The sequence below is a fragment of the Aurantimonas sp. A3-2-R12 genome (assembly GCF_036016755.1).
GTDB classification, from domain to species: Bacteria; Pseudomonadota; Alphaproteobacteria; order Rhizobiales; family Rhizobiaceae; genus Aurantimonas; species Aurantimonas coralicida_A.
Map to the genome: position 1 here is coordinate 17,066 of NZ_JAYXIH010000017.1, position 12,653 is coordinate 29,718.

General features: G+C 65.1%; 10 protein-coding genes, 1 other RNA gene and 1 pseudogene. 4 read left to right on the forward strand and 8 right to left on the reverse strand.

Annotated elements, in window-relative coordinates:
* Nucleotides 1-126: 126 nt before the first annotated feature.
* The 7 genes and pseudogenes from egtD to VSX60_RS10650 all read right to left on the reverse strand — a co-directional run bounded on the left by egtD (nt 127) and on the right by VSX60_RS10650 (nt 6,818).
* Entirely contained in the window at nt 127-1,113 is a 987-nt protein-coding gene (egtD, locus tag VSX60_RS10620; RefSeq protein WP_327624142.1) for an L-histidine N(alpha)-methyltransferase, read from the reverse strand.
* A gap of 1 nt (nt 1,114) precedes the next feature.
* Nucleotides 1,115-2,388: pseudogene (gene egtB / locus VSX60_RS10625) on the reverse strand (ergothioneine biosynthesis protein EgtB).
* Nucleotides 2,389-2,848: 460 nt separating this feature from the next.
* Entirely contained in the window at nt 2,849-3,034 is a 186-nt protein-coding gene (locus VSX60_RS10630; protein WP_327624143.1) for a DUF2065 domain-containing protein, read from the reverse strand.
* On the reverse strand, nt 3,031-4,131 hold the full coding sequence (gene hflC, locus VSX60_RS10635; RefSeq protein ID WP_327624144.1) for a protease modulator HflC: 1,101 nt from the start codon (nt 4,129-4,131) through the stop codon (nt 3,031-3,033). Before hflC ends, VSX60_RS10630 begins: the two co-directional genes overlap by 4 nt.
* The gene (hflK, locus tag VSX60_RS10640) at nt 4,131-5,306 is read right to left on the reverse strand and encodes an FtsH protease activity modulator HflK (protein WP_327624145.1); all 1,176 of its coding nucleotides are present in this window, start codon (nt 5,304-5,306) and stop codon (nt 4,131-4,133) included. The genes hflC and hflK overlap by 1 nt, the downstream gene beginning before the upstream one ends.
* Nucleotides 5,307-5,505: 199 nt before the next feature.
* Entirely contained in the window at nt 5,506-6,024 is a 519-nt protein-coding gene (locus VSX60_RS10645) for a dihydrofolate reductase (RefSeq protein WP_327624146.1), read from the reverse strand.
* Nucleotides 6,024-6,818: a thymidylate synthase gene (locus VSX60_RS10650; RefSeq protein ID WP_327624147.1), complete on the reverse strand. Its 795-nt coding sequence runs from the start codon at nt 6,816-6,818 to the stop codon at nt 6,024-6,026. Before VSX60_RS10650 ends, VSX60_RS10645 begins: the two co-directional genes overlap by 1 nt.
* 231 nt (nt 6,819-7,049) lie before the next feature.
* Here VSX60_RS10650 and ssrA point away from each other — a divergent pair.
* The 4 genes from ssrA (at nt 7,050) to VSX60_RS10670 (ending at nt 8,564) form a co-directional block, all read left to right on the forward strand.
* Nucleotides 7,050-7,417, forward strand: a transfer-messenger RNA (tmRNA) gene (ssrA, locus tag VSX60_RS10655).
* A gap of 63 nt (nt 7,418-7,480) precedes the next feature.
* Nucleotides 7,481-8,074 carry an SspB family protein gene (locus VSX60_RS10660; protein WP_327624148.1) on the forward strand — a complete coding sequence of 198 codons (594 nt, stop codon included), beginning with the start codon at nt 7,481-7,483 and terminating at the stop codon, nt 8,072-8,074.
* A gap of 8 nt (nt 8,075-8,082) precedes the next feature.
* Nucleotides 8,083-8,331, forward strand: coding sequence for a DUF4169 family protein (locus VSX60_RS10665; RefSeq protein WP_327624149.1), 249 nt, complete (start codon nt 8,083-8,085; stop codon nt 8,329-8,331).
* Nucleotides 8,328-8,564: a ribbon-helix-helix domain-containing protein gene (locus VSX60_RS10670; RefSeq protein WP_327624150.1), complete on the forward strand. Its 237-nt coding sequence runs from the start codon at nt 8,328-8,330 to the stop codon at nt 8,562-8,564. Before VSX60_RS10665 ends, VSX60_RS10670 begins: the two co-directional genes overlap by 4 nt.
* A 108-nt stretch (nt 8,565-8,672) precedes the next feature.
* On the opposite strand, the gene VSX60_RS10675 is transcribed toward VSX60_RS10670, so the two are convergent.
* Nucleotides 8,673-12,629: an AsmA family protein gene (locus VSX60_RS10675; protein WP_327624151.1), complete on the reverse strand. Its 3,957-nt coding sequence runs from the start codon at nt 12,627-12,629 to the stop codon at nt 8,673-8,675.
* Nucleotides 12,630-12,653: the final 24 nt, after the last annotated feature.

Genomic DNA, 12,653 nt, shown 5'->3' on the forward strand with positions numbered 1-12,653 from the left:
AGACGTGACCTCAAAAGGCCACGGAATCAAGAAGTATACGGCAAGGTGAAGCGTTGGTGATGGAAGCCACCCTGCACCCGTCCCGGCGTCCTGCGGTTGAGCGTCGCAGCATGTTGCTCCCTCGCCCTATGAGATCCGGGTCAGACCGGCATCCGCATCCCTTGGCGCAAGACCGACAATCGCGAAGCGTTTCCAGGAGTCGGTCCACACTTGATCGACGCTCCACGCGCTAGCGGCGGCAACGGCGGCGAAGCCTTCCAGCGAATATTTGCGCGAACTTTCGCTGTGGATCGTTTCACCGGCGGAGAAATCGAAGCGATGGCCGTCGATCCTGACGGTCCGGTCGTCGAGGCTCTTCAGGTGCATCTCCACCGCCGAGGTCTCGTCGTTCCAGCGCGCCTCGTGGACGAAGCGATCGAGAGGAAAGTCGGCCTCCAGCTCCCGGTTGATCCGGGCAAGAAGATTGAGGTTGAACGCCGCGGTCACGCCGTCTCGGTCGTCATAGGCGGCAAGGAGAATGCCGAGATCCTTCTTCAAGTCTATGCCGACTACCGCCCGCCCGCCGGACCCAGCGTGACGGCGCATCCGCCGCAAAAACGCATCGGTGTCGGCGGCGTCGAGATTGCCGATCGTCGAGCCGGGGAAAAAGCCGCAGCGCAGCCCATCGCTCGGAACATCCGCCGGCAGATCGAAATCGATGGTGAAGTCGGCGATCACCGGCACCACCTCAAGAGCCGGAAAGCGGCTTTCGATGCGGCGCGCCGACTGGCTCAGGAAATCGCCGGAGATATCGATCGGCACGTAAAGCGCCGGCTCGCCAAGTGCCTCCAGCAGGATTTCGGTCTTGATACCGGCCCCGGCGCCATATTCGAGCAGCGTGACGTGGGAGCCGCAAAAGGCCGCGATCTCCTCCGCTTCCGAGCGTAATATCCCGGTCTCGGTGCGGGTCGGATAATATTCGTCGAGCCCGGTGATCTCCTCGAACAACTCCGAGCCGCGGTCGTCGTAGAGCCAGCGGCTGGGCAGCACCTTGCGCGGCTGCGACAGCCCCGCGATCACGTCGGCGCGGAACGCTTCCCGCTGCCGATCGACCAACTCGGCCTGATCGAGCATCTCAGACGTCCTCCGCCAGCCGCAGACCGGAAAACTGCCAGCGGGCGTCTGGCGGGAAGAAATTCCGGTAAGTCGAGCGGATATGACTGGCCGGCGTCACGCAGGAACCGCCGCGCAAGACGAACTGGCCGCACATGAACTTGCCATTGTATTCGCCCACCGCGCCTTCGGCCGGCTTGAAACGCGGATACGGGGTGAACGGGCTGCGCGTCCATTCCCAAACGTCGCCGAACATCTGACGGAGCCCCTCCCCGGCCGCAGCGGCCGGCTTCGGCCGCAAGCGACCGGAATCGGCGAAGTTGCCTCCAGCTTCACGTCGCTCGCCGCGTGCTCCCACTCCGTTTCGCTGGGCAGGCGCCGCCCGGCCCACGTCGCGAAGGCGTCGGCCTCGAAATAGCTGACATGGGTGACCGGCGCCGATCGGTCGACCGGCTGCGCGCCGCGCAGCGTCATCGTCCAATACTCACCATCCCGCTCGTTCCAGTAGAGCGGCATCGACCATTTTTGCGCCAGGATCGTCGCCCACCCGGCCGAAAGCCACAACAGCGGATCGCGGTAGCCGCCATCGGCGATGAACTCCATCCACTCGCCGTTGGTAACCAGCCGGTCGGCCAGCCGGAAGGGCTCGATCAGCGCGCGGTGCCGCAGCCCCTCGCAGTCGAAGGCAAAGCCGTCCCCGTCATGGCCAATCTCGACGATGCCGCCCTCGTAGCTACGATAGCGCGCCGGGTCGGGCTCGCCGTTTCCAACGCCGAGCGGCTCCGGATCCTTGTAGGCGGGCCGCATCGGGTTTTGCGCGAACAGGTGCAGGATATCGGTCAGGAGCAGTTCCTGATGCTGCTGTTCGTGATGGCAGCCGAGTTCCACCAGTTCGGCCACTGCCGACGACGGGCTGGCATTCAACAAAGCCACGACGGCATCATCGACATGGTCGCGATAGGCGAACACCGCATCCAGCGACGGCCGCGTGATCATGCCGCGCATCGGACGAGGATGCCGCTCGCCGATCGTCTCGTAATAGGAGTTGAAGAGGAAATTGAAGCTTTCGTCGAACACCCGGTAGCCCGGAACGTTCGGCGCGAGCACCATGGTCTCGAAGAACCAGGTCGTATGCGCGAGATGCCATTTGGCGGGACTTGCGTCCGGCATCGATTGCACGGTCGCGTCGGCATCCGACAGAGGCGCGCCGAGACCGCGGCTCGCCTCTCTGACGGCACCATAAAGCTTCAGCGTCTGTGACGAGTCGGCCGAGCGGCTGGGGGAAGTAGCGACCATGACAACGGGTCCTTGTTCCAAGACTTCGCTTCAGCGAGCCATCCGGACATCGAGGCTCGCTGCGATCAGCCCCTGCAGCCCGCAGAAGCACGAAGGGCATGACGTAGCCCACGCAAAGCATCCTGCAAGGCGATCACGATCATTCTATCGGTCGGCGACCCACGATGCCTTTCGTCTCAGGCCGGATTTTAAGGTGATCGCTTCAGGGAGGACCAGACGCGTCGCAACATTGTGATGCGCGGCTGACAGGTCGACGCGTCTCGCGGGGCCGGCATCGCGCCTTCGGACCTGCAACGGAAGCGACACAGCGGCTGTCCAGAGCGCCGAATCGCCGGACGACCGACCGACGGGACATCAGATCCGGAAAATGCGACTTCTTCAATTTATCGAGAGGATTATCGCCGCATTCGCCGAAACGACCGCGCGCGTAAAAAGCCACAGGGTCAGGCGCAAGCCACCGTCAGTGGCGCACGAGCCAGACCAGACCGACACCGAGGATCATTGCGACGAGCCCACCGGCCCGCATCGAGGCATCCGGCATCGCCTCGGCCATCCGGCCGATCCGCCGGATCGTGTCGGGAGACATGCAATAGACGACGCCCTCGATCACCAGAAGGAGACCGAGGGCGGCAACGAAATCCGTCACTGGGTGGCGGCAGCCGGTTGATCGGCCTCAGCCGCCGCGCCCTGTTCGGCGGTGGGCGCCGCGTCTGACGCGGGCGCCAGTTCAGGGGCGGCCGCAGCCGCCTCGCCGCTCGTCGCCGAGTCCGTCGACGAAGGTGCGGCCGCTTCGGGCTGCGCCGGCGCTTCGGCGGATGGTTGTGCGCCCAGGAGATTGGCACCGGACGCACCGATTCCCTCATCAGAGCCGCCATCGGCCCTGAAATAGCGGAAGAATTCGGAGTCCGGCGACAACACCAAGGTCGTTCCGGAATTCGTCATCGCTTCCCGGTAAGCCTGCATCGACCGGTAGAAGTCGAAGAACTCCGGGTTCCGGCCGTAGGCTTCCGCGAAGATGCGGCTGCGCTCCGCTTCACCCTCACCCTGCAGGATCTCGGCGTCGCGCTGCGCCGAGGCGACCGTTTCGACGACCTCGCGATCGGCGGCGGCACGAATTCGGCGGGCGGCAACCTGGCCACGCGCCCTGAGGCGTTCCGCCTCGGCGAGGCGCTCAGCCTTCATGCGCTCGTAGGTCTGTTGCGAGACCTCCTGCGTCAGATCGGTGCGGCGAATCCGCACGTCGGTCAGCTCGAGGCCGAGCGAGGTGGCGTCCGGCCGAAGCTGGTCGCGCACCTGGCGCATCATGTCGGCGCGCTCCTCGGACAAGGCGGCCTCGAAGCCGCGCAGGCCGTAGACCCGACGCAGTGCCGCGTCGAGGCGGGTGCGCAGACGCTGTTCGGCCTGCTCGACCGATCCCGAGACCGTCAGCGCGAACCGAGCCGCGTCCGAGATATGGTAGACGAGAAACGCGTCGACCTCATAGAACTTGCCGCCGGACACCTGAACCCGGATGTTGTCGAGGTCGAAGCGCAACAACCGGTCGGGGAGCTTCCTGACATTGTCGGCACCAGCGAAGGAGAAGGGCAGCTTGAAGTTCAATCCCGGCGCGTCGACAACGCGCTGAATTTGGCCAAAGCGCAGAACGACGGCCTGCTCCTTCTCGTTGACGATAAAGATCGAGTTCCACAGGAGAAGCAGAACGACGGCAGCCGCGATGGCAATCGCGTAAAAGCGGTTGTTCATCAGTTCGCTCCCTGCGGTGCCGGTGCCGCCGTATCGCCGGAGTTCGCACTATTATCCGATCGGCTCGGACGCTGCAGTTCGTTCAGCGGCAGATAGGGCACGACCCCTTGGGTCCCGCCGGCGCCTTTCTCGACGATCACCTTGTTGGAATCGCGCAAGACCCCTTCCATGGTTTCGAGGAACAGACGCTTGCGCGTCACGGCCGGAGCCGCTTCGAATTCCTTCAGGATTGACGAAAAGCGCTGCGCCTCACCTTCGGATTCCTGGACGACTCGGTTCTTGTAACCGGCCGCATCCTCGCGGACCTGCGCCGCCTCACCGCGGGCCTGGCCGACCTTGTTGTTTCTGTAGCGATTGCCTTCCTCGACGAACCGGTCCTCGTCCTGTTCGGCGCGCTGCACCTCGTCGAACGCGTCCGCGACCTGGCTCGGCGGTGCGGCGTCCTCGATCGAAATCCCGTTTATCCGAAGACCGGCACCATATTCGTTCATGGTATCCTGGGTGATCTGACGCACCTCCTCGGCGATCCCGGCGCGATCGTCACGGAACACGTCCTGAACCGGGCGACGCCCGACCACTTCGCGCATGGCGCTTTCCGAAACCTGCTGCAGCATGGCAACCGGATCCTGAACGTCGAAGAGATAATTGGCCGGATTGTCGACCTGATAGAGAACCGCGAACTGCACATCCACGATGTTCTGATCACCCGACAGCATCAGACCGGAGTTCTCTCCACGCTGGCCGCTGCCAAGCGTCATCTGACTCTCGACGACCGGCACCGTATCCACCGTCTCGAGCGGCCACAGCATGAAATGCAGTCCGGGCTGCGACAATTCCTGCTTAGGCTTGCCGAACAACATCTCGACGCCGACCTCGTCCGGCTGGACGGTGTAGACGGACTTGAAGAGCCACAGCACCAACAGGCCGGCAAAGATGAGAATTCCCCATGCCGCGAAGCCCGGCACGCCGGAACTCCCGCTACCGCCGCCGCCGCCGGGTATCGCCCGCCGCAGCCGGTCTTGGCCACGCCGCAGGATGTCCTCCAGATCGGGAGACCCCCCAGCGCCGCCGGTTGGCCGTGGGCCTTGCGGGCGTTGGCCCCAAGGACCTCCATTGCCGCCATTGCCGCCGCCTTTCCAGCCGCCGCCGTCGCCGGTCTGATTGCTCCAGGGCATCGATATCCTTCCAGTTCCGAGAAATCCGTGGCCGTCGCCTGCGACGATCCAAGCGTCAATCTGTTAGTGTCCTTATAGGAACTGCCAAATCCGCTTTCAACGCAAGCGCAACCGTTTCACCTCCCTAGGCGTCATGATGGTGAACGGCAACCGCGGATCGGCGCACATTTCGGAAACGACGAACGCTCCCGACTCGACCTCAGCTCCGGCGCCGCTCGTAGATGAGGAAGCGGCTGTCGGCGCTGTCGTTCTCGGAGCGCGGACAGGTTTCTTCGTGAAATTTGTGCCAGACGGCGGGGTCGATCGCGGGAAATATCGCATCCCCCTCCACCACGGCGTCGATTTCCGTGACCATGAGCCGATCGGTTCGGTCGAAAAGCAGGCGATAGATTTCGGCGCCACCGACGATCGCGACCTCGTCTGCCCCGCGCCTTTGGGCACATTCGAAGGCAAGGTCGAGCGCCGTCTCCGGCGAGTGTGCCAGCAGCGCCCCTTCGTAAGGCAGGTCGGCCGAACGGGTCAGCACGATGGTGTCGCGTCCGTCGAGCACCCGACCGATCGCGTCCAGCGTCTTGCGTCCCATGATCATCGGCTTGCCCATGGTCAGACGACGGTAGCGCTTGAGATCGCTCGGCATGCGCCACGGCATCGCGCCGTCCTTGCCGATGACGCCGTTGCGGGCCATCGCGACGATGGCGACGAGTTCGGGTCGGCGCATCAGACGGCCACCTTTGCCTTGATGTGTCCGTCGGCCTCGTAGCCTTCGAGGCCCATATGCGCGATGCGGAAGGCGAACAGGTCGGTGATCTCGGGATCGAGCCACAGCGTCGGCAGTGAACCGGGCTTGCGGGTCAGTTGCAGCCGCGCCTGCTCGAAATGATTGGCATACAGATGCGCGTCACCCAAAGTGTGCACGAAGTCACCTGGCTGGAGGCCGGTCGCTTGGGCGACCATCGCGGTCAACAGTGCATAGGAGGCGATGTTGAACGGCACCCCGAGGAAGATATCGGCCGAACGTTGGTAGAGCTGGCACGACAGCCGCCCGTCGGCGACGTAGAACTGGAACAGGCAATGGCAGGGCGGCAGCGCCATCTCGTCGACCAGCGCCGGGTTCCAGGCCGTGACGATCAGTCGGCGCGAATGCGGATTGCGCCGGATCTCGTCGACGACCTTGGCGATCTGATCGATGTGGCCACCGTTATAATCGGGCCAGGAGCGCCATTGCGCCCCGTAGACCGGGCCGAGGTCGCCGTTCTCGTCCGCCCACTCGTCCCATATGCGGACCCCGTTCTCCCTGAGATAGGCGATGTTGGTGTCGCCCTGCAGAAACCACAGCAGTTCGTGGGCGATCGACTTCCAGTGCAGCCGCTTCGTCGTCAGCATGGGAAAGCCGGCGGACAGATCGAAGCGCATCTGATGACCGAAGACCGAGCGGGTTCCCGTGCCGGTCCGGTCGGAGCGGTCGGTCCCGTGGTCTAGGACATGGGCGAGAAGATCCAGATACTGGCGCATGGCGACATTCCCTCCGGTTCAGGCAAGACCGGCTCTCGGCAGATTACTGCGGCGACGTCCTCGATCGGGAGCGCGTGTTATCAGAGTTTGATCGGCGAAACGATCGATGAAGACGGTAACCGGAGAAGCCGGCCGACAGGGGCCTTGCGACCCGAAATCCTCCCAGCCGGCCGTCCCCGGCTGTTCAGTTGATCGACTTTGACCGATTCCCTCAAGTTTCGGAAGCGTCTAGCCCTTTTCATGCCGTGACGATCCCCTTATATTGCGCGTGCCGGCTTTCGGGTCGGCTATGGCGATAAACGGCCGATGTAATAAACCTATCGGACCCGGGGGCGGTACCCGGCGCCTCCACCTGGACCCACGTTTCGCTTCGCATGAGCGGTGGGTCCAGGCGGGGGCGAAATAGGATCGACGAGGGCGTAAAGATCGGACTTTTGCTCGGCATGGTACCACCGTTATCGGGCTGTTTTATAGTTGCAAACGACAACTATGCGGAAGCACGTCTCGCTGCGTAAGCAGTGTGATCGCTTCAATTCAAGTCCTGGGGGTTCGCACTTCTAGGCGGGGTTCGGAGGCACCTGGCAACAGAAGCCTCCACTTTTTTATGGGGTGCGTTTGAACCGCCCGCCCCCTCCGCAGCTACGAGAATTCAGGACACCGCAATGGGCCAGGACCTTATCCGTTACGATGTTCTCGCGCAGGAGGCGCTGCGCGGCGTGATCCGAAAGGTGATCGGCGAGGTCGTCAAGACCGGCCTTCCGGGCGAGCATCATTTCTTCATCACCTTCCTGACCTCCGCGCCGGGTGTGCGCATTTCCTCGCGGTTGCGCGAAAAATATCCCGAGCTGATGACCATCGTCATCCAGCATCAATATTGGGACTTGCAGGTCACCGACACGACCTTCGAAGTCGGCCTATCCTTTTCCGACATTCCCGAACGTCTGCTGATTCCCTTTGCCGCGATCCGGGGCTTCTATGACCCGGCGGTGAACTTCGAACTCGAATTCGACGTCAGGGGGATCGACGCCGCCAACGAGCAGTTGGATGCCTCCGAGGAAGGCGAATCGCACGGCCCGGTTCTGGTTGGCTCGCCGACCCAGATTGCTCCGGCCAAGGCCGCGACGAAGCCGAAGAGCAAGAAGTCGCCCAAGGATAAGCCGAAGACCACGACCGAGAGCGAAGAGGCCGGGGACGAAGCGCCGGAAAAGAAAGATGCCGACGTCGTCTCCCTCGACGCGTTCCGCAAGAAGACCTGAGCCCGGCGATGTCCGCCGACATCGTCAATCTCCGGCTCGCCCGCAAACGGCAGCGGCGTGGCGCGGCGGAGCTTGAAGCCGACGCCAATCGAATCCGGCATGGAACGCCGAAAGCGCTGCGGGACGAAGCCCGTGTCGAGCGGGAGCGTGCGAGCCGTCTGTTGAACGGTGTGAAGCGCGACCGTGCGGCGCCGGTGGAAGCCGAACCGTCCGCACCTGCCCTTAAGAGCCCGGACGAGACCGGCAAGCCGTCGTGATCGTCAAGCGCTCGCTGGCGATCCGTGGCCATGCGACATCGATCAGCATCGAGGACAAATTCTGGAACCGCCTGCGCGCGATCGCAGCGGCACGCGGTCTGGCGCTCGCCGCGCTGGTGGCGGAGATCGATGCGGCCCGCGCGCCGAACACGAACCTTTCCTCCGCCATCCGGCTGTTCGTTCTGGACGAGGCGCTGGCGCGCGCCGATCCTCCATCCGGGGGACACGGCTGACTCCATCGGGCGTCATGCCGATTTGCGCCGCATGAACCCGCGCGTTGCATTCGGCCGGAGAGACCCTTTCAGCGTAGGCGGATGAGCTCCTGTCACCGCGAGTTGGTATCAAAACTCCAGCGGATTCTCGACGCCCGGCAATGAGGGAAAGCGGGTTTTCCCACCCGACGGCGCGCTGGGAAGCGGCCTGTCGAAGTCCAGCCTCGGCGCCGCGCTGGCGCTCGGTGCCGGCGGCGGCTGGCTTTGCTGCTGGCGTCGGCGTTCCGCGGCTTGGCGTTGGCGTTGAGCTTCCGCTTCGGCTTCGCGGCGGCGCGCTTCCTCCGCCTCTTTGCGACGCGCTTCTTCGTTCTGCCGCGCCTCTTCTTCCTCCGCGCGACGCGCTGCCGCCTGTTCTTCCCGCAGTCGCGCCGCTTCGGCCGCCGCCTGCTCCGCCCTGAGCCTCTCGGCCTCCTCGGCGGCACGCTGCTCTTCCGCGATCCGCATCGCCTCCGCCGCCCGCCAGCGGTAGAATCGCGCTTCACGCCGCAGCCGCAGGGTCTCCTGAAGGCTCTCCTGCATCGCCTCCACCCGCGCCTGTTCACGCTCCAGCGCGCGCACCGCGAGGTAGTTGGCGAGCGCCGTCGCATCGACCAAAAGCGCCGGCTCGGCAAGCGGGCCGGTCAGGGAATAGAACACCGTCGGCTCAGCCCCTTCCACGCGGTCGTCACCGGGTTCGATGGCCAGTGTGAGATCGGCGGCGACCGTCAGATCGGTCAGGTCCACGGTCCCGTCCAGGGTCAGTTTCTCATCGCCGTCCTTTATGCTGACCGGCGCAAAGCGGGCGCGCCCCGCCGTCACGGAGAAGGCGCTCGTTGCGGCCGGAACGGCAAAGCTGGTTTCGGCCGACAGAGCCCGCAGCGTCGCGCCGGTATCAGTGTCGGGCTTGAAGCCCTCCTGATCAGCCGCCGCAAGCAGCGGCCGGAATACCCCCTGCGGCACGCCGGGCACGCGCGCATTGGCGATCGCGACCTGACCGGCGCCGGTTAGACCCGATACCAGCGCCCCATAGGACTGGCCGGTACTGTCGAGCCGGATATTGCCATCGAGACTCGCAGTCGCCCCATCGACTGCCAGATCAGGCCAGAATTTGGCGAGATCGAAGCCGCTGGCCTCGGCTTCGAGCGTCCATCCGCCAATGCCGTTGGCATTGCGCAGCATTAGCCGGCCGTCGAGACGTCCGCCCGCCGCGGCGACGCTCGCTTCGTCGAAGGTCAGATTGCCCGCGTCTGCCGACATCCGGGAGGCAAAATCCGTCATGACCGGACCACCAAGGTCGAGCTGCGCGGCGGTAAGCGCCACCGAAAAATCGAGACCGGCAAGAGAACTCGGCCGGAACGCCTCGCTTGGCCAAAGTCGCTTTGGGTCGCCGTCGTCGAGCGCGCGCCCATAGACCAGGCTCGCAAGCCACGGCATCGACAATTTGTCGAGGCGCACCGTCCCCTCGAAAGGTTGCCCGCGTTGTTTTCGCAAGGCGGCGTCGATCGTCGAACCGGCGATCTGGCCGCCCAGGTCGCGGATGGTCCAGTCACCTCGCTCATAGACGACCGTCCCGGTCAGATCGAGCGGGGCGGCGTCGAGCGACGCGCCAAGTTCGACGCCGCTCGTGCGCAGCCATGGCAGCGCGTCGCCGCTCTTGACATAAAGCGAGACGTCACCGCCGGAAATTCCCTCGGGCGTCATATCGAGGGTACCATCCAAACTGATTTCACTTCCCGGCGCGCGCAATGTCGCCGAGGTGACGATGGGCCCGGTCGCCGAGGCCGACAAAGACAGCTCCGCTTCCAGCGGCGCCGGCGCGCCGGCTTCCATGGCTGTCAGCCCGAGCTGGCCGAGCAAAACTGTCGGCCGATCGTTCTCCAGACGCAGATCGAGACCGAACCGACCACTCTCCGCACGCGCGTTGAGGCCGTTCTCAATCGAGGCCGACAGATCGATCTTGCTGCCATTGGCGGTCCCGTCGAGACGCACCAGCAGGCTCGGCGGTTGTCCCGCCTCGCCTCCGATCGTCTCCACCGCACCAGCGAGGGCCAGCGGCGCCAGACGCGCCGCCTGCCCGTCGATCGCTTCAAGCAGGGGTACTCCCGGAAACCGCGAACGAAGGAATTCGAAGAACTGCTCCGGCTTCCCGGAATCGAGCGCCACGGCGAGCCGCCCGCGGGTATCGCCGCTGAGTTGCGACAGCTCCCCCCGGGCCGACAGGCTGGCGCCGGCGAGACCGTCGACGTCGAGCTTGCCGATCGCCAGCGTGTCGCCGTCGTAACGGATATCGCCGTCGATGCGCTCGGCAGAGGCATTGCGGAACGTCACCGGGCCGGCGGTCAAGGCGACATCGAACTGGTCGGCGTTCGCCAGCGCGTCGGACGGGCCGGTAAACAGTCGCGTCAGGGCAAGTAGCGCGTCGAGATCGACCTTCCCCCCCTCCATATCCGCCGCGATCGTCGTCCGCTCGCCTACCCTGGAGCGCTCCAGCCGGCCGGTAAGTTGGTCGCCACCGATGTCGAGTTCCAGGTCGGTGAAGACCTGTTTTTCGGCGGTCAGCACCGTCTTCGCCGCCAACCCGGCGCCGGCCAGGGCGCGCACCGACGGGTCGACATCGCCGGTCAGCCAGTCGGAAAAGCCGGATGGCTGGCGGGAGACCACAAGCAGGTCGCCGCGAAAGCCGAAGCTCTCGTCGAGATCGACGACACCGCTCGCTTCCAGCCGGGTCCGGCCCGGCAGTTCCGCCGCGAAGCGGGCCAGCGTCCAGCCGGATTCGGTCGGGCTTGCCGAAAACGCGACATCGCGAATCGTCGTGTCGCCGGCGACGACCACCGGCAGCGAGATGGCCACGGTACCAGGGATCGTCGGCCGGGGAATGTCGGCGAGGACGGCGCGCACCGCCTCCAGCCGCTCCGCAAATCCGATCGCGGCGGCTTCCGGGCTCGCCTCGCCTGTCTCCGCGCCGCCGGATGCGATCGTGTCGACATCGACCTGCTCACCTTCGAGATCCAGCGCGAAATGCGGCACCGCCTTGAAATCGAGGCGGCCTTGGCCGGTCAGGAGATAGGGCTGCTTGCTGCCGCCCGCCTGGACCCTGAGGTCGAGGACTTCTGCGGCGGTGGGTGTCAGGGTCACCGCTCCGACCGCCCTGACCGGCAAGACATCCGGCTTCAACGACGTATCGGCCGCAGTGTCGGATGATGCCGCGTCAGCCGCCGCGAAGGGGTTGCCGTCGACCACCGCGGCGCCGCCCGTCGCCGCCTCCGGCAATGGCCGCCTGATGACGGCGGTGCCGGCGAATTGCGGCCGCCCGTCCTCGAACCGCGCGGCGCCGTCGAGCGCAATCTGGGTGGCGAGCGTCTCGTTGGCGGTGACGAGGCGAACCGGTACCGATCCATCCGCCTGCCGCGTTCCGGCCGCCAGCGTAAAGGCGACTGCCTCGCCGCCCAGCTTGAAGCGACCGCTTCCGTCGAGCGGTCCGGCCAGTGAGCCGGCCGACAATACCGCCTCGACGCCGGACAACTCGTGGCTGCGTCCGGTCAGGCCGTTCTCGATACGGACCGTGCCGTTGGTGATCGCGACATTGTCTAGCACCACCGTCGCGCCGGTTGGAATCTTCGACTTCTCCACCACCCAGTCGATCGAACCGTCCGGCCGAATCGGAATCCGGATGGAGGGCCGATCCAGCGACATCGAGTAGATGAAAATCTCGCCGGAGAGATAGGGCGCCAGTTCCGCGTCCATCCGAAACCGGCCGATCGTCGCCAGCGCCGCACCCGATTCGTCCAGCACCTCGACATCCCCGAAGATGACCGACGGAAACGGCAGCAGCCGCGCCGAGGCTTCACCCCTGACGACCACGTCGCGGCCGAGAATCGTCGAGGCCTCGCGCTGGAAATCGTCGCGATAGGCGGTCCAGTCGATGAAATACGGCGCCACCAGCGCCCCGATGAGCGCCAGCACCAAGAGGCCGCCGAAAAGAACGAAGGCTCTGACCAGGATGGGGCTCCTCTTCTCGTGGTCGCAATTGCGGCGAGCCCGCGCCACATGATGCCAAGCGCCGCTTGTCTC

Bases quoted from the DNA above. Each gene is read 5' to 3' on its own strand.
- VSX60_RS10650 (WP_327624147.1), bottom strand. From the start codon at position 6,818: ATGCGCCAGTATCTGGATCTTCTCGCCCATGTCCTAGACCACGGGACC.
- hflK (WP_327624145.1), bottom strand. From the start codon at position 5,306: ATGCCCTGGAGCAATCAGACCGGCGACGGCGGCGGCTGGAAAGGCGGC.
- VSX60_RS10645 (WP_327624146.1), bottom strand. From the start codon at position 6,024: ATGCGCCGACCCGAACTCGTCGCCATCGTCGCGATGGCCCGCAACGGC.
- VSX60_RS10665 (WP_327624149.1), top strand. From the start codon at position 8,083: ATGTCCGCCGACATCGTCAATCTCCGGCTCGCCCGCAAACGGCAGCGG.
- VSX60_RS10660 (WP_327624148.1), top strand. From the start codon at position 7,481: ATGGGCCAGGACCTTATCCGTTACGATGTTCTCGCGCAGGAGGCGCTG.
- egtD (WP_327624142.1), bottom strand. From the start codon at position 1,113: ATGCTCGATCAGGCCGAGTTGGTCGATCGGCAGCGGGAAGCGTTCCGC.
- hflC (WP_327624144.1), bottom strand. From the start codon at position 4,131: ATGAACAACCGCTTTTACGCGATTGCCATCGCGGCTGCCGTCGTTCTG.